Origin of the sequence: Vibrio sp. CDRSL-10 TSBA (assembly GCA_039696685.1) — a bacterium.
GTDB lineage: Bacteria > Pseudomonadota > Gammaproteobacteria > Enterobacterales > Vibrionaceae > Vibrio.
Genome location: CP155566.1, coordinates 1,562,698 through 1,578,683, shown reverse-complemented (window position 1 = coordinate 1,578,683; position 15,986 = coordinate 1,562,698). Strand labels below are relative to the sequence as shown.

Here is a 15,986-nt window from a genome sequence, read left to right as displayed (position 1 = left end):
AAGTTTCGTTGCGTAGCTTTGCTTGCAAGTTTTAATTAGATATTCAACGAGTTTTTTATGGAATCCTTTAACCACTGGCTATTTCTGCTGATTAACCCTTCTCATCAACCCAGCCCTGCGCTGTTGGAACTCGCAAAACTATGTGCAGAACTGCCGGTTTTTCTCATCCCGCTGTGTCTGGCACTGTTGTGGATGCGTGATAAACACTCTAAAACGGTGGCATTTAACGCCGGGTTAACGACCGTATTGGCGCTGGCGGTAAACTATGCCATTTCACTTGTCTGGTATCACAACCGTCCGTTTGTCGATCACTTAGGCATCAAGCTGATCAGCCATGCCAGTGATTCCTCGTTTCCAAGCGATCACATCACTTTGTTCGCCAGTGTTGCTTTCTACCTGTGCTTCGAAAAATCCTTGCGCAAGTTAGGGTTGGTGCTTTTAGCCTTGTCGTTAAGCACCGGCTGGGCACGGGTTTTTGTCGGCGTGCACTATCCTTTCGATATCTTGGGTGGATACTTGATTAGCGCGCTGACCGCATTGCTATTCAAGCAGTATTTAGCCGCTCAGTTTGCAGGGTTGGTGAACTTGATGATGGAGTTAAGTGGGCACATCGCTGGCTGGTTGGTCAGAATGAAGAAATCTGCTTTGTAAGCTTACCGCGCAAATACTCGCTGCCATTTTAAATTTATCGACACATCCCCCCCACCACACACAGGCTTTTGCTGTTCCTGACGGTAAAAGCCTGCTCTTTAACCTGGTTTCAGGTTCTCTGCCCTTGATATCCAACCAGTTTAAGTTGCCAGACCCCGCGCAATATTGTTATGTTGTAACACTAAATCAGAATAACAACTTCGCATCGCTGCAACTCAAGCCCTGGACTTAAGCAAAGAATCACTATGAATGAACAAGCAAAAACTATCCCGACCAACATCATCACCGGATTTCTCGGGGTCGGAAAAACCACAACCATCAACGCCCTGCTGGCGAAAAAGCCGCAAGGTGAATCGTGGGCAGTACTGGTCAATGAATTTGGTCAGGTAGGGATTGATCAGGAGATGATGCCGACCGAAGACGGCCTGCATATTAAAGAAACTGGCCGGTGGCTGCATTTGTTGTTCACTTGGCGCGTCGCTGGGTCAGACCGTCCGGGCGTTAATCGAACACGCCAATCCTGATCGTCTGATCATTGAACCGACGGGCATCGGCCACCCGGAAGGTATCATTGATACTCTGATGGGACCGGGTTTTAAAAACGTACTCGACCTGCGCGCCACAGTTTGCCTGCTCGACCCGCGCTGTCTGGCGCAGGAAGAAGTGCTGAGCAATCCGATTTTCCACGATCAGCTTAACCTGGCGGATGTGGTCCTGATCAACAAATGTGACCTGGCCGAAGAGCCACAAATTGAACTGGCAGAAAGTAGCTTAGGGAATATGTTCCCGCCGAAACAGCATCTGGGCCGGACAATTCGCGGCAGGATTGATCCTGCTCTGCTGGATCTGGTACGTAATGGACAACTCAAAGCGCAGTTCCCGGATGCTCATGCTCACAATCATGAACATGAACATGAACACCAACATCATGACCATCACCACGATCACACCCACGAACATCACCATGAGACTGCTCCTGAACCGGGTAAACCGGTGCGTAAAACCGGTCACGGCAGCGGTTTATACAGCTGCGGCTGGCTGTTCCACCGCGACGATTGCTTCGATTACTGGGCGCTGGAAGAGATATTAACCGGACTGACCGATGTACAACGTATCAAAGGCGTGATCCGCATCGGTAACGCCTGGGTCTTCTTTAACCGGGTTAATGACGAGCACGACTTCGATAAAGTCGCCTATCGCCGCGACAGCCGCATCGAAATCATCAGCACCCGGGAATTAGACTGGCAGCAGATCGAGCGCGATATGCTGGCGTGCCAGCTTAAAGCTTAAGCCCTCTTCCCATGAGTATCACGCTCTGGCCTTATCAACCGAATGAGACCAGGGCGAAACCTGACTACCAACCGTGCTCAGACATGCATTTCCAATTTGAGCAGACCGTCCGACACCCAACACCTGCAGACAAAACTTCCTACACAGTTCGAGGGCCGGATTTTAACTAAACACCATGAGTCTCAGACTGCTTAAACCCTCAGATTTCGCTTTGCGACGTGCATACCTTCCAATTCCCCGCTGTTGATACAGCGCTTGATATGTGCAAATCACACATATCAAGCGCACAGTTCTTAAAATTTCACACCCACACTTATTGCATTTTTAAATATAAAAATGCAATTATGCAGAAAGTGCATTTTACATCTAAAAAATGCAATTAATAACGATAAAAGTCAGCCATTCTGGTCTCAAGAAACAAGGAAGCTTTCTATGCCCTCTACCCAATCTATTGTTTTACTCTATAAAAATAGCTCAAGTATCCCTGACTTGGTCATCGAACAGATCAAAAGCAGTGTCCCTGCCGGATTTGCACTCCACCTTTGTGACGACACGACAAGTGATGAAGAGCGCCGTTCGAAACTGGCCAGTGCAGAATTCGTAATCATTTACAGCGTGCCGTTTAACGATTTCGACGTTCTGCACAATGTAAAACTGGTGCAACTACTTAGTGCCGGCTCCGATCTGCTCGATCTGGGCCGGTTCAGACAACTGGATATTCCGGTCGCTAATAACGGTAGTGTCAATTCATGGACCGTTGCCGAGCATGCCGTCCTGCTGATGCTGAGTCTGCTGAGAAAACTGCCTGCACACCACAACGGCATGCAAAACGGAGATTGGCTGGGCCATAAACATGCGCTGAGCCTGGGTGAGCTCAGAGATAAACAGGTCGGTATTATCGGTTTTGGCCACATCGGTCAGGCCGTGGCGCACATTGTTGCGGGATTTAAGGGCAAGGTGGCCTACTACTCGCGCTCCAGAATCGCCCCGGAGACAGAACAAAGCCTGAACGCCACATGGATGCCACTGGATCAACTGCTTAATACCTCTGACATCATTACCCTGCATACACCCTTGGTGACAGAAACCCGCCAGATGCTCAGTTTTGAGCAGTTTAGCCTGATGAAACGCAATGCCCTGCTCATCAATACCGCGCGCGGTGCCATTATTCATGAACCGGCCTTGATCGATGCGCTGGACCAGGGACTCATCGCCGGCGCCGCCCTCGATACTTTTGCTGTTGAACCACTCCCTGCTGATAACCCATTCATCAATCGGGACAACGTTATCCTGACTCCGCATATGGCGGGAACATCGATTGATAACTGGCAACGCAGAATCGATTACTGCTTTGCCAATATTCTGCGTTCTGTTCACGGTGAGGCGCTGCACAGCGTCATCAATGGTTAATGTCGGTTAAAAGGAGGTCCATCCAATGACAAAAGCGTCTGTTATTAATGATTTCCCATGGGATAACAAAAGCTACAAATATGTGGATTTGCCGTCCTTGTGCGGTCAACAGATCAGTTCTTTCCCTTATGTGCTGCGTTTGCTGCTGGAAAATACCGTACGTAATCACTCAGGCGACGAGCGTTTCTGCACTGATTGACACCATATTTGACTGGCTGCCGACCGCGAGCAGCGATAAGGAAATTCCCTACTATCCGGGACGGGTGTTAATGCACGATACCACCAGCACTCCTGCTTTGGTTGATATGGCGGCCCTGCGTGACTGTCTGGCGGAGCAAGGTATTGACCCGAACAAACTTAATCCTTCTCTGCAAGTCGATATTTCTGTTGATCACTCTCTGGCCGTTGAATATTACGCCGAGCCCAATGCGGCACCTAAGAATCTCGCTTTAGAGATGCAACGCAATGAAGAGCGCTATCGCTTTTTACGCTGGGCAAGCAAAGCATTTAACAATGTGCGTATTAATCCGCCGGGCACCGGCATTATGCACACAATTAACCTGGAACAGTTGGCGAGCGTGGTGACCACTTATCAATCCGGTCAGGAACATTGGCTGGCGCCGGATATGATGCTGGGTACAGACAGTCACACGCCTATGGTCAATGGCATTGGAGTGCTTGCCTGGGGCGTCGGCGGACTGGAAGCGCAAAGCGCAATGTTTGGTATTCCGACCATGCTGCGCATTCCTGACATTGTCGGGGTAAAACTGGTGGGTGAGCTCACCGGTACAGCGCAGGCGACTGACCTCGCCTTAGTGGTGACGCAGCGTTTACGTCATCTTGGCGTGACGGGAGATTTTGTCGAGTTTTTCGGACCTGGCGTGTCATCGCTCAGTGCCGACGACCGCTGCGTCATTGCCAATATGGCACCTGAGTATGGCGCAACCACCGGCTACTTTGCTGTCGACAGCCAGACTCTGGACTACCTGCGCAGAAACGGGCCGTACACCGCAACAAGTCCGCCTGATCGAGCATTATTGCAAAAACAACGGCCTATGGTTTGAGCCCGATCAGACACCTGAGTATTCGCGCACTCTTGTTATCGATTTGCGCCAGATTTCCACTCAGGTCGCCGGACCAAAACGGCCGCAAGATTTACTCGACTATCAACATATTCCGGCCTCACTGAATTTGCAGTGCATCAAACATACCGCCGGCGATGAGTTACCGAGTTATCCTGTCGCGATAGCGGCGATCACCAGTTGTACCAATACCACACATCCTGCCCTGCTGATTGCAGCCGGATTGCTGGCCCGTAAAGCCAATCACTATGGCATGACCATTCCCGATTGGGTTAAAACCTCGCTTGCACCCGGTTCACCAGCCGCGGCCAAATACCTGCAACGGGCCGGTCTGCTGGATGAACTGTCACAGCTCGGCTTTGATATTGTTGGCTATGGCTGCAGCACCTGCATAGGCAACTCCGGGCAACTACCGGAGAAAATTCAGCAAGCTCAGGCCAGAGGGGAAATCACTCCGGTGGCGGCGATTTCAGGCAACCGTAATTTTCCGGGCCGGATTCATCCGGATCTGGAGCTGGGCTATCTGATGTCGCCGGCTCTGGTGGTCGCGTTTGCCATCGCGGGCGATGCCCACATCAATCTCGAGTCGCAGCCTCTGCACATTACAGCGCAAGGAGAAGCGATATTTCTGCGTGATATCTGGCCAAGCCGGCAAGAAATCTCGGACAGCGTTAATTTTGCAATGGATGCGAACGATTTTAGCTCTGAATTTAAAAAAGCCAGTCAGCAACCTGGCTGGGATAAGCTCAGTGTGACGGATTCGCCGCTGTTTGCCTGGGACAGTAAGTCAACCACGATTCGTCGTCCGCCATTTGTGGATAGGGATGCACCAAGCAGCCTTGGCTCTTACAGTGCTTACCCGCTGATGATACTGGGTGATGATGTGACGACCGATCACATTTCCCCGGCCAGCGCGATTCCGCAACAAAGCTATATCGCCGATTTTCTGGTGCAACGGGGCGAAGATCGCGCGGATTTGAACGTGTTTTCCTCACGCCGCGGCAACTGGGAAGTGATGATGCGCGCGGCATTTTATAATAAAAGCCTAGTCAACCAGCTCGCAGCTAATCTCCCGGTCGGTCATACCCTGCACATCCCAAGCGGTGAGGTGGCGCCAGTCTGGCAGGTGGCGAACCGATATCGCGCCGAGAGCCAACCTACGGTGATTATTGCCGGAGAGCGGTATGGTATGGGCTCGTCCCGCGACTGGGCGGCAAAAGGGCAAAAACTGCTCAATGTCCATGCAGTGCTGGCACTGAGTTTCGAACGTATCCACCGTTCCAATTTGATTGGTATGGGGATTCTGCCTTTAGTGCTGTCACCTGCGCAATTAGCCGATTTAAACCTGCAACATGGCGATCAAATTGAAATTTGTGCCGAGCCACAACACATTCAGCCTCAGGCAAAGGTAACGGTTGCAGTGCGCAGAGCTAAATCAGATGAAGAGCGAATGACATTTAGAGTTAACGCAGCAATCGAAACCCGGCTGGAAGCTGAGCTGCTGCGTCAGGGCGGAGTTTTTCGCCACATTCTGAGCCAATATGCCTGTTATGAGCACGCAGATTCAATGGTAAGTTAATTCATATAATCAATAAGTTGTAACGGATAGCCCAGTCATTAACTCAATTGCGATTTGCCATCGACTGGGGTATCTTTGACAGCTGAACAGCCACTCCCTTTAACAGCATCCATATGTCAGACGAATATACAGTTCCCGCACAAATTATTGAGTATATCTGCGACCAGCAGTTGTCTGCGGGTGCCCATCTTTCGGCCCAGGTGATCGGTGACCATCTCTCTTTGTCCCGAACCCCGGTGACGAAAGCCCTGGCGATGCTTGAGAAAAAAGGCATTGTGGTGCGTCAGCCCAATAAAGGCTACTTCGTTAATCAAACCATAGAACAACCTGTTGAAGCGTTTTTATCCAGGCACAACCTGCAACAACAAGATTTGTTGGATAAGGTCTATTTCCAGATAGCGGAAGACCGCCTGGCTGGTGTTCTCGACGATGAATTTTCCGAGCAACAGATTAAAAAACGCTACGCTTTGACAGCTGCGCAGTTACAAAACGTTCTGAGCAGGATTGCAGAGGAAGGCTGGGCCAGCAAAAAACCAGGCTACGGCTGGGTATTTTCCACCATGCTGACCACGCCAGACAGCCTGATTCAGACTTATCGTCTGCGCTTAGCCCTTGAGCCGGCAGCCCTGCTTGAGCCCGGTTACCAACTTAATCCAGATGTTCTCAATCGGTGTCGGGAGGTGGAACTTGCTATCCTGGAAAATGGCACGGATCATTTCAGTATCGAACAACTTCATCAACGCGGTGTTCAATTTCACCAAGCTTTAATTGAAGCATCTGGCAACCCGTTTTTTATCGATACCCTGAACCGGATTCACCGTATTCGCCGCCTGCTGTCCTATCGCTCGATGCAGGACAGACAACGCTATCACGATCATGCTATTCAGCACCTGCACATTCTGGATTTACTCGAGCAAAATAAACAGCTTGAGGCCTCGCAAGCATTACGTGAACATTTACAGCATACGATCAGCAGTGTTGCTCAAATCAGTCATCTGCTGCGCTAAAGCAACATAGAAATGCAGCGAGGCAACGCAGTTTAAACTAACGCTATTGCTTAGTTTTTAACACTCAACTAACTGGGGCAGACATTCTAAAATCGCATCCAGCGGTGCGCTGTTTTGATGTGCACGGCACAAAACAATCGCTCCTTCGATACTGGCGATAATTCCCAGTGCTCTGGACTGCGCCACACTTTCTGTGTGACCTTTCGCTTGCAAATACTCGGCGATCAGCTGCTGCCAGTCGCCAAATACCCGGGAGACCGCCGCTTGTACTGACTCAGCCTCTGGTTTCTTGCGGCGCTTCAATCGCTGCAGCGACAATGGGACAACCGGCACGAAACTCGCTTTGACTGAGCCGCTCCCGCCATCGGCTCACAAATAACGTCAGCCCATTGTCTCTATCCAGGGTCAGACTACTTTTTAGTTGAGTTGATGCCTGATCTCCTGCCCAAAGAATGGCTTCTGTCACAATTTGATATTTTCCCTGCGGGAAATTGTGATAAGTCGAACCCAGGGGAGCCTGAGCAAATTTAACCACTTCCCGGATACTGATCGCCCGTAAACCGTGCAATGAGAGCATGGTAGCAGCAGCTTCGATCACCCGTTGTCGTCCTTTCTGAGCATCTGTTGCCATTTGTTAACCTCTTGTTATAACAATTGTCATAATATAACATCAAACCCAATTAGGACACTCGTTATAATTTGAGGGACTCATGATATCGACGTCGTTTCACACCGCAGATAACTATCTGCTTAGCGGACAAAGATACCCCGCAATTGGTAAGCTAAACGGCAAAGTGGTGGTCGCCGGAGCTACCGGTGTACCACAGGGCTTTTATCGCTGCTTTGCTCAGTTTGCCAGCCAACAAGGCTTTGAAACTTTGACCTTTGACTATCGCGGAATCGGTCAATCTAAACCCGATTCACTGAAGGGATTCAAAATGGACCTGCTCGATTGGGGCAAACATGATCTAGCGGCAGCAATCGATTTGATGGCACAAGATGACGTGCCGGTGTTCGTGATTGGCCATTCCTACGGTGGACACGCATTCGGTTTACTTCCCAATCATCATAAAGTCTCTGGATTTTATGTATTTGGCACAGGTGCTGGCTGGCACGGGTATATGCCGCTGGCTGAACAAGTGAAAGTACTGACGATGTGGAATCTGGTATTACCGGTGCTTACGTGGTGGAAAGGCTACTGCGCCTGGAACATGCTTGGCATGGGTGAAGATTTACCTAAACAGGCTTTCGAACAATGGCGCTACTGGTGCCGCTTCCGTCATTACTTTTTTGACGATCCGGCGATGGCTGGTATCGAAAAACTTTACCAGTCTGTACAAACTCCGATCGTAGCCGCCAATGCATCCGATGATCTATGGGCAATGCCGGCATCAAGAGATGCTTTTATCCAGTACTACAATCGCACATCCGTTACTAGAATCACTCTGTCCCCGCAAACATTAGGCGGAAAAATTGGCCACATGGGTTACTTTCGCCACAATGCACAACCACTCTGGCAACAGAGCCTAGACTGGTTTAAAACCTTGCCTGGTGTGGATAAAGCCGCTTAAGAAAACTCTTATAAACATGCATTAATGAAAGGAATCAACTATGGACATTTCTCATTTAACTGGTCAGGAACACCTTAATGCCATCATCAACGGGGATATCCCTCCTCCGACTATTTTTGCCACTATGGGCATGTCCGGACTGAAGGTAGAAGAAGGTAACGTGGTGATCGAATGCCGCGCCGCCGAACAGCATTGCAACCCTATGGGGGGCGTGCACGGCGGCTTCGCTGCTACCGTACTCGATTCAGTCACCGGCTGTGCGGTGCACAGTATGCTCAAGGCTGGTATTAGCTATGGCACCATCGACTTGGCAGTAAAAATGTTGCGTCCGATACCCCAAAACGAAACGCTTATAGCACAAGCAAAAGTCACTCATATCTCGCGTTTCTCTGGGTGTGGCAGAGGGCACAATTCGGGATCAAGCAGGGAAACTGTTTGCCAGAGGTTCGGTTCAGCGACCTGTTTTATTATCAACAAAGCAAGATAATGATTTAAAACATGTAATTAACCCACTCTATGCGGGTTAATCACATGGAAAATTACAAATTGAGAATGCTGCTGTTCTGGATTTAGTCGCTTAAATCAGATTTTTGAATTAGCAGCTGAGGGGTGAGTAACTGAGGCAGTACTTCGGGTTTAGTCGTACCCTTTTTATACCACAGATAAAGCGGCACACCTGAACGCCCATTATCATTTAGAAACTTAGTGATCTGACTTTCTCCATTCGTCCAGTCACCAACCATAGATACAACTGCATGCTTGTTGAATGCCTCTTTTTCGCTGTTCCGCTCAATCGCAGCTTTCTCGTTCACTTTACATGTCAGGCACCAGTCTGCCGTTAAATACAAAAATACATCATGCTGTGTTCTCAGTGCGGCCAGTTTATCTTTATCAAATACCACGACATCAGCGCTATGCTGATTATTCATCTCTGGGGCTTTCGCATTCTCTCCGAGATAAAACAGCAATAGTAAAGGTAACAGCGTCAATACGATGGCTGGCAACCATTTTCTCTTGTGTTGGGACTGCTGCCTTATCCCCGTCCACCAAAAACCAAATGTTGAAAACATCGCTGCTGCTATTACGTTTAAGGCAAACATATCGGTGGATTGCCGCATCAGGACCCAAAGTAGTCCCAGAACGGTGACAAACATAGGCAAAGCGAGGACGCGTCTTACCGTGATCATCCACTGTCCTGGTTTTGGTAACCGCTTTCTCAGTTTCGGTATGAAACTAATCAGTAAGAATGGCAATGCCATCCCTATCCCCAGTCCGGCGAACACCATTAGTGCACTCACGAACGGCAGAATCATAGCCGCGCCTAGCGCCGTGGCCATAAAGGGACCTGTGCAGGGCGTTGCGATAAATGCCGCAAGAACACCGGTCCAGAAATCTCCGGCAGGCCCCTGCTTATTCTGCAGTCTAGAACCCGACGTTAATGTACCGACCTCATATAAGCCAGCTAAATTAAACCCGATTGCGCTCATTAGCATGATGAGGCACGCAATGACGATAGGTTGTTGCAACTGAAAAGCCCAGCCAACCTGATGCCCCAGAGCTCTTAAACCTAATATCACAGCCCCCAGCACGACGCAGACCAGAGTTGCCCCAAGAGCATAAGCAACAGCCCCCACCTTTGCCGATTTCTCTGAGTCATGACCAGTAATACTCATGAGTTTTAAGCTCAGGATAGGAAAAACACATGGCATTACATTGAGTAATACACCGCCCAACAGCGCCCCTAAAAAGGAAACTAAACTCAACACTAAGTCACTGTGTTGCCAGTTTTTATCCGCAGATACATCTCCGATTACGGATACAGGTTTAGAGCTTTCAGTAGGATCAGCGCTAAAACTTAGTGCTGTGCCATTATTTAATACTAATACGCCTTGGAAACCATACTCTGCGACTTCTGCACTTCGTTTCGTTTTCATAGTCAACATATCACCGACATGAGACATCTGCTGGATTGACTCGTTGCTGATTAAACCGTTAGTGACAGGGTAAATGTGAGCTTCATTTACATCGACAGAACTTGGCAACGGCAAATTCAGTACAAAATCATCATCTGCCGTATAGAAATGGCCTTTTTCATTTAAAGGCCGTGGTAAACGGGAGCGCCAATGATTTAGTCTCTCTTCAATGTCAGATTCCACTTTTCCGTCACCAACGGTCAGCTCGAAAGCAAGTGACTGCTGTTCAGGTAAACAACTTTGTGGATTACAGACTAAATAACTCACCTTAAGCACAACTGGAAGTACTGTGCCTAACGTAATATTTTCAGGTATATGCAGTTGTGCCAACAAAACATATTGACCATGATAGATGTAGTTCATCATGCCACTGATAATCAGCGGACTCGGGGCTGGATACTCAAACTCACTAGCGGTGATACCTTCAGGTAATGACCAGTCAAACTGATTAGGAAATCCTGCATCACCCGGATTCGACCAATATCCATGCCACCCTTGAACCGGTGTCATTTTCAAAGCCAGTGTGATAGTTTGTCCTGGTGCCGGAGTTGATGTCTCAGTAATAATAGAAACATCTAATCTATGATCATTAAAATCACCAAAACTACTGACAGCTTTACCAGATACAACAATACTAAAAATCAATATCATTATACGTATAAATGAATTCAAGCATACCATGATGTACATCTCATTTCTAAATAGGTGATTGCTAAATACAATATTAATTCAACAGCAGAAAATAATTCGTTGCTGTTTAAAATTAAATAGAAACTGCAACGTCAACGAACAATCAATTCATTGCAGATATACTTTTCATTACCTGAGAGAAGTCATCAGCTTGAATGGATGAATGTGAATAAATTTCGCCATTCTTGTTGATAAGGACTATGGTTGGAATTTGATTCACTCCAAATTTTTTAAAAATATCACCACTTTGATCAAATACAATCGGCAGAGTCGTTTGATAGCTCTTTTTATACTCTTCAAGTTCAGGCACTGAGGACCAGACATTGGTTGAGATAGTAACACAATCAATGCTGCTAGCATCGGCCTTACTTTCCAGCAGCTCCCTTACCCGTCCGCAAGCCAGGGATGTTTCTGGTGCGGTTTCCTCGAGATACCATTCACACCACGGACCAAAAAATACCAGTCCAACCGTTTTACTGTCAGCTTGATTAAACTTGAAATTCATTTCACGCTGACTGATGGTAGAGAAAGCTAACTCAGACACATGTTCACCTACGCCATACCCTGGCTTTTCTTCACTGATAACAGCTTTATTTACGGCACCTTGTGCCGACTGCTGGGCAACGACACGTTGCAGTTGCTGATGAAGTTCAGCATCATCAACATGTCCGAAGTAGGCAAACTTACCCTCCCGATCAATCACGACATGTTGTGGTGTCACTCTCAGATGAAATGCACGAGCTAAAGTTCCGTCATCAATCGTGGTGGGCATGGTCAGGCCCACTCTTTTTACAAATGCAGACACGGATTTGAGATTATCATTAATCCCGGTATTGACCGATATGACTTGGATCTGATCTTGGTATTCTGTATAGATCGCTTCAAAGCCTGGCATTTGCTCCCGGCAAGGAATGCACCAGGTAGCCCAAAACTTTATATAAACAGGCTTATGACCATACACATTGGCTAAATTTATCTTTTGCCCATCGATTGTGGTTATTTCAAAACTTGGCGCCGCCTGACCGATAAGTGCTTCACCGGCCGCTTTCGCTCTGCGTTGACCATCAGCGGAGTAATCTATCTCTTCAGCATAAGTATGGCTAATGATTAAAATACTACAAATTGATGTCACACAAATTGCTTTTAAAATCGCAAGTAATCGAGCTATCACAATAAGCTTCCTTTGATTATATTTAAAAATAAATAGGCTAATATTTAAAGTAATATTACTTTATGTTTATATTAATCCTGAAATTTGTCACTCACATGTAAAACCAATTCATCTCCAATGTTATTTATTGAATCATGAATAAATTCTTTCCCCGCCTGGGTATTTTCAATTTGGAAAAAGTGAACATCGGTTAAACCTATAACCGCAAGAATGTCTTTCATATAGGGGGTAAAGAAATCCGGCTGTTGAGCATGCTCAGAGGAAAACCGGCCTCCCGATGAGGTCAGAATATAAACCGGCTTATTGTTGAGTAAGCCTTGTTTTCCTTGCGAGGTGATAGTGAAAGTCTTCCCCGCTCTTACGACATGATCGACCCAGCTTTTTAAACCTGAGGGTAAGGAAAAGTTATGTATAGGAGAAACGATAATCACCAAATCGGCCTGCTCAACCTGGGAAACAAATTGATTCGACAGAGCCAAGCTTCCACGCGACTCATCTCCGCCAGATACCGCACCAGTGATTGTGGCTGCATATTCCAGATCAACTTGCTGGATCTGAGTCACATCCTCTTCAACGACTTGCACCGCAATAGCTTGAGATATATTTTTAATCAACATCTTAGCAAGGTTATAAGCCGATGAATCCCGTTGTCTTGGGCTGCTATTAATTACCAGTATGTTCATGTGTTCTCCATGGCTCCGCGAGGAGTGTCGTCGTGACAATAGATTGATGGTACAAAGGATCATGGCTTACTATAAGAGCCATAAGTTTGTTATTTTTATAGGCCATGACAGTTAATGGAAAAACGTTCAGATAAACAGTTTGCATATAGATTGGTATACCAACGTATCCATTCAGCCATTCTGGAAGGCGTGCTTAAGCCAGGTGAGCGAATCCCTTCATCTCGCGCTCTTGCCAAAGAAATGGGCCTCTCAAGAGGCAGCGTTGAAGAAGGTTACGCCCTATTAAAATCGGAAGGCTTTATCGAGCCCCTTGGTCAGGCCGGTACCAGAGTGTCAAAAAGCTTGCTTGAGCAACCTAAAACATCCGCTGCCAAAGCCAGCGTACGTCCACCCGGGTTTAGCTCAGATATTCAATCCACCGACATCCTGCCTTTTCAATTAGGTATCCCGGCTCTGGATGCTTTCCCTTTTAAAACCTGGGCACGAATGGCAGCCAGAAATGCCAGAAATACTCACATTGATAACCTCACCTACCCGTCAGTCTACGGCTTGCCGGACTTAAGAGTCGCGATCGCCCAATACCTTAGCCTGTACAGAGGCGTTCACTGCCAACCGGGACAAGTTTTCATTACTTCCGGCTACGTTAATTCCTTGAAATGGATTACCCATGTCCTGTTAGACACAGGGCAATCTGTCGGCATAGAAGATCCGGGCTATCCTCTCACCAAAGCCATTTTAGAAAGTGAACGGCTTGTCCCCGTTCCTATCGCGGTAGACAAAGAAGGCGTCAACATTCCCGACGACGACAATGTAAAAGCTCTGGTTGTCACACCAGCCCATCAAAGCCCGACCTGCGTCTCCCTCTCGCTTCCGCGCAGACAGATGCTGCTGGACTGGGCAATCGATAAGGAAACCTGGATTATTGAAGACGACTATGATGGCGAATACCGCCATACAGGACTGCCTCTGCCTGCGCTGAAAAGCCTGGATACTCAGGACAGAGTGATTTACTCAGGCACTTTCAGTAAAGTTCTCTTTCCCGGCTTGAGAAACGTCGTACATCGTCGTGCCGCAGAGTTCCGTTGGCCTGTTTGAAAACTGCTCCGAATTATATGCCGGTAACGTCTCGGTACTCACCCAGCGCTGTGTGCTCGACTTCATTCAAGAAGGGCATTTCACCCGCCATATCCAACGTATGCGAAAGCTTTATAAAAAGAGAAGAGACTTCGTAGCTCAAACTTTGATCCATGTGCTAGGCGATAAAATTTCAATCGATCCCCAGCCAGGCGGCATGCATATCATTTTGAAACTGAGAGATTCCAATCGTGACGATAAGGAAATCTCCGGCAAATTACTCAAAGCCGGTTTATTCTCTCAACCGCTGTCGCAGTGGTCATCCGCACCCATCTCTCCTGGGCTGATTGTCAGCTTTACCAATATCCAGACCGAAGACGAATGCCAACAGCTCGCTCATCGATTAAAACAGCTGTTATAGTATCGCTGGGGTTGTAGAAATCAGAGCCGGTCCCCCGGCTCCGGCTGTTTGTCCAGCTGTCTAATATACCCAAGTGTACACTTTGCCTCGTTGACTCAATTATACCCAGGGTGCCAGAGGATCCGCTTGCTGCATGATAAGATCCAGCTCTGCTTTCGGCGGATAAATCAGTTCGTTAGTAATCGAGATTTTGATTTGTTTCGCTTCCGCTTTGACCGATTTCACTTTTTGCTCCCAGCCTTCGGTAAACACCGCCCCCCAAGAGCCAAGGTCCAGACAAGTCACATAGTTTTCTTGCTGATAAGGCAGAAAATCACACCCAAGCAGGCTGGCCGCAACATTGTAGCCAGAGAAACTTGCCCATCAAGATCGCATGCTGACAACTCATCAGTGCGTGATTGCCTTTATTGTCAGTCGCCGCATAGGCAACATCCCCGGTAGCAAAGACATTTGACTGATTAAGCAGTTGCAATGACGAATCTACTTTCAGTCTGCCGTTTGGCCCCTGCTGTTGCGGAAACAGGTTAGTCAAACCATTCGCCTGAACCCCGGCAGTCCAGATGACAGTATCGGAATAAATGACTTCGCCGCTCGCCAGCACTATACCCTCAGAAGTGATCTCTTCGATTTGGGTATTCAACATCCATTCGATGTTCAAGTCATCACTTGCCTGTTTGATAACATCCTGCAGCTCCTGGCTGTAACTAGAGCCAATCTGGCTATTGCGCTCAACAACAATCACCCGCACGGACTCATGACTGCCAAATTGTGCTTGCAGTCTGGCTGGCAGTTCCGTCGCCATTTCAATACCGGTAAAACCACCACCACACACAATCACCGTATTACGTGCGGCTGATGAAGGTTTTTCGGCCAAGGCTTTAATATGCTGCTCAAGAACCGAGGCAGACTCAATTTGGTCAAGGTCAAACGCATGTTCTTTGATGCCCTTTACCATGTCGGTACGCAGATGAGAACCCGCTGCCAGTACCAGGCGGTCAAAGCGTTTTGTCACCGGCATTTCCGTCGCGTCCAGATAATGAACGACCTGAGAACCAGCCTCGATATTCGTGACCTTACCGGCAATAAATTTAATCCCCATCGTTTCAAAAACAGGCATTAACGGTGAGACCAGCGTACGGACATTCGACTCATAAAACCTTGGTCGTACACGCAACTCCGCAACCGGGGCGATGACGGTAATCTCTACCTCATCTGCATTGTTCATTTTCGCCAAGCGCGCGGCACTGAGTGCTGTCCACATACCCGCAAAACCTGCGCCGATAATGACGATTTGTTTGTTCATATGAGATTCCTCGTTAGTTGTTCTCTCAAGATTTTGGGGAGCATACGCCAAAAAATAAACTGCGACAACATTTGTCGCAGT

19 protein-coding genes are annotated in these 15,986 nt (G+C 48.0%); 12 read left to right on the top strand and 7 right to left on the bottom strand.

The annotated features are described in order from the left end of the window. Positions 1–57: 57 nt before the first annotated feature. The 8 genes from ABDK09_14820 (at position 58) to ABDK09_14785 (ending at position 7,019) form a co-directional block, all read left to right on the top strand. Positions 58–651, top strand: coding sequence for an undecaprenyl-diphosphatase (locus tag ABDK09_14820; protein ID XAW90627.1), 594 nt, complete (start codon positions 58–60; stop codon positions 649–651). A 245-nt stretch (positions 652–896) separates the two neighbouring features. Next, a complete protein-coding gene (locus ABDK09_14815; protein ID XAW90626.1) occupies positions 897–1,175 on the top strand; it encodes a GTP-binding protein in 279 nt (92 codons plus the stop codon). Then, positions 1,081–1,941, top strand: a complete 861-nt coding sequence (locus ABDK09_14810; GenBank protein XAW90751.1) for a GTP-binding protein — start codon at positions 1,081–1,083, stop codon at positions 1,939–1,941. Before ABDK09_14815 ends, ABDK09_14810 begins: the two co-directional genes overlap by 95 nt. 432 nt (positions 1,942–2,373) lie before the next feature. Then, the gene (locus ABDK09_14805; GenBank protein XAW90625.1) at positions 2,374–3,351 is read left to right on the top strand and encodes an NAD(P)-dependent oxidoreductase; all 978 of its coding nucleotides are present in this window, start codon (positions 2,374–2,376) and stop codon (positions 3,349–3,351) included. A 25-nt stretch (positions 3,352–3,376) separates the two neighbouring features. Beyond that, a complete protein-coding gene (locus ABDK09_14800; protein XAW90624.1) occupies positions 3,377–3,550 on the top strand; it encodes a hypothetical protein in 174 nt (57 codons plus the stop codon). A 70-nt stretch (positions 3,551–3,620) separates the two neighbouring features. After that, positions 3,621–4,415 (top strand): aconitase family protein, encoded by a 795-nt coding sequence (locus ABDK09_14795; GenBank protein XAW90623.1) that lies wholly within the window; start codon positions 3,621–3,623, stop codon positions 4,413–4,415. Continuing rightward, the gene (locus ABDK09_14790) at positions 4,309–6,012 is read left to right on the top strand and encodes an aconitase family protein (protein XAW90750.1); all 1,704 of its coding nucleotides are present in this window, start codon (positions 4,309–4,311) and stop codon (positions 6,010–6,012) included. The genes ABDK09_14795 and ABDK09_14790 overlap by 107 nt, the downstream gene beginning before the upstream one ends. A gap of 113 nt (positions 6,013–6,125) precedes the next feature. After that, complete coding sequence (locus ABDK09_14785; protein XAW90622.1) at positions 6,126–7,019, top strand: GntR family transcriptional regulator; 894 nt, start codon at positions 6,126–6,128, stop codon at positions 7,017–7,019. Between the two features lie 57 nt (positions 7,020–7,076). Here ABDK09_14785 and ABDK09_14780 read toward each other — a convergent pair whose 3' ends face one another. Together ABDK09_14780 and ABDK09_14775 are read right to left on the bottom strand one after the other, a co-directional pair. Continuing rightward, positions 7,077–7,322, bottom strand: a complete 246-nt coding sequence (locus ABDK09_14780; GenBank protein XAW90621.1) for a hypothetical protein — start codon at positions 7,320–7,322, stop codon at positions 7,077–7,079. Beyond that, positions 7,294–7,650, bottom strand: coding sequence for a hypothetical protein (locus ABDK09_14775; protein XAW90620.1), 357 nt, complete (start codon positions 7,648–7,650; stop codon positions 7,294–7,296). Before ABDK09_14775 ends, ABDK09_14780 begins: the two co-directional genes overlap by 29 nt. A 79-nt stretch (positions 7,651–7,729) precedes the next feature. Here ABDK09_14775 and ABDK09_14770 point away from each other — a divergent pair, with 79 nt between their 5' ends. Together ABDK09_14770 and ABDK09_14765 are read left to right on the top strand one after the other, a co-directional pair. Further along, a complete protein-coding gene (locus tag ABDK09_14770; protein XAW90619.1) occupies positions 7,730–8,590 on the top strand; it encodes an alpha/beta fold hydrolase in 861 nt (286 codons plus the stop codon). A 40-nt stretch (positions 8,591–8,630) separates the two neighbouring features. After that, complete coding sequence (locus ABDK09_14765; protein ID XAW90618.1) at positions 8,631–9,077, top strand: PaaI family thioesterase; 447 nt, start codon at positions 8,631–8,633, stop codon at positions 9,075–9,077. 82 nt (positions 9,078–9,159) lie between these two features. On the opposite strand, the gene ABDK09_14760 is transcribed toward ABDK09_14765, so the two are convergent. The 3 genes from ABDK09_14760 to ABDK09_14750 all read right to left on the bottom strand — a co-directional run bounded on the left by ABDK09_14760 (position 9,160) and on the right by ABDK09_14750 (position 13,107). Next, positions 9,160–11,253: a protein-disulfide reductase DsbD domain-containing protein gene (locus tag ABDK09_14760; protein ID XAW90617.1), complete on the bottom strand. Its 2,094-nt coding sequence runs from the start codon at positions 11,251–11,253 to the stop codon at positions 9,160–9,162. Between the two features lie 103 nt (positions 11,254–11,356). Next, on the bottom strand, positions 11,357–12,424 hold the full coding sequence (locus ABDK09_14755) for a redoxin domain-containing protein (protein ID XAW90616.1): 1,068 nt from the start codon (positions 12,422–12,424) through the stop codon (positions 11,357–11,359). 71 nt (positions 12,425–12,495) lie between these two features. Further along, positions 12,496–13,107 (bottom strand): NAD(P)H-dependent oxidoreductase, encoded by a 612-nt coding sequence (locus tag ABDK09_14750; protein ID XAW90615.1) that lies wholly within the window; start codon positions 13,105–13,107, stop codon positions 12,496–12,498. 114 nt (positions 13,108–13,221) lie between these two features. Here ABDK09_14750 and ABDK09_14745 point away from each other — a divergent pair, with 114 nt between their 5' ends. Both ABDK09_14745 and ABDK09_14740 read left to right on the top strand, forming a co-directional pair. Continuing rightward, the gene (locus ABDK09_14745) at positions 13,222–14,202 is read left to right on the top strand and encodes a PLP-dependent aminotransferase family protein (GenBank protein XAW90614.1); all 981 of its coding nucleotides are present in this window, start codon (positions 13,222–13,224) and stop codon (positions 14,200–14,202) included. Further along, the gene (locus ABDK09_14740) at positions 14,174–14,602 is read left to right on the top strand and encodes a hypothetical protein (protein ID XAW90613.1); all 429 of its coding nucleotides are present in this window, start codon (positions 14,174–14,176) and stop codon (positions 14,600–14,602) included. Before ABDK09_14745 ends, ABDK09_14740 begins: the two co-directional genes overlap by 29 nt. A 99-nt stretch (positions 14,603–14,701) precedes the next feature. On the opposite strand, the gene ABDK09_14735 is transcribed toward ABDK09_14740, so the two are convergent. Together ABDK09_14735 and ABDK09_14730 are read right to left on the bottom strand one after the other, a co-directional pair. Further along, entirely contained in the window at positions 14,702–14,887 is a 186-nt protein-coding gene (locus ABDK09_14735; GenBank protein ID XAW90612.1) for a hypothetical protein, read from the bottom strand. Positions 14,888–14,915: 28 nt separating this feature from the next. Next, positions 14,916–15,905 carry an FAD-dependent oxidoreductase gene (locus tag ABDK09_14730; protein XAW90611.1) on the bottom strand — a complete coding sequence of 330 codons (990 nt, stop codon included), beginning with the start codon at positions 15,903–15,905 and terminating at the stop codon, positions 14,916–14,918. Between the last annotated feature and the right edge of the window lie 81 nt (positions 15,906–15,986).

Coding starts and splice junctions, on each gene's coding strand:
- ABDK09_14820 (XAW90627.1), top strand. CDS start 58: ATGGAATCCTTTAACCACTGGCTATTTCTGCTGATTAACCCTTCTCAT.
- ABDK09_14815 (XAW90626.1), top strand. CDS start 897: ATGAATGAACAAGCAAAAACTATCCCGACCAACATCATCACCGGATTT.
- ABDK09_14805 (XAW90625.1), top strand. CDS start 2,374: ATGCCCTCTACCCAATCTATTGTTTTACTCTATAAAAATAGCTCAAGT.
- ABDK09_14800 (XAW90624.1), top strand. CDS start 3,377: ATGACAAAAGCGTCTGTTATTAATGATTTCCCATGGGATAACAAAAGC.
- ABDK09_14795 (XAW90623.1), top strand. CDS start 3,621: ATGCACGATACCACCAGCACTCCTGCTTTGGTTGATATGGCGGCCCTG.
- ABDK09_14785 (XAW90622.1), top strand. CDS start 6,126: ATGTCAGACGAATATACAGTTCCCGCACAAATTATTGAGTATATCTGC.
- ABDK09_14775 (XAW90620.1), bottom strand. CDS start 7,650: ATGGCAACAGATGCTCAGAAAGGACGACAACGGGTGATCGAAGCTGCT.
- ABDK09_14770 (XAW90619.1), top strand. CDS start 7,730: ATGATATCGACGTCGTTTCACACCGCAGATAACTATCTGCTTAGCGGA.
- ABDK09_14765 (XAW90618.1), top strand. CDS start 8,631: ATGGACATTTCTCATTTAACTGGTCAGGAACACCTTAATGCCATCATC.
- ABDK09_14760 (XAW90617.1), bottom strand. CDS start 11,253: ATGTACATCATGGTATGCTTGAATTCATTTATACGTATAATGATATTG.
- ABDK09_14750 (XAW90615.1), bottom strand. CDS start 13,107: ATGAACATACTGGTAATTAATAGCAGCCCAAGACAACGGGATTCATCG.
- ABDK09_14745 (XAW90614.1), top strand. CDS start 13,222: ATGGAAAAACGTTCAGATAAACAGTTTGCATATAGATTGGTATACCAA.
- ABDK09_14730 (XAW90611.1), bottom strand. CDS start 15,905: ATGAACAAACAAATCGTCATTATCGGCGCAGGTTTTGCGGGTATGTGG.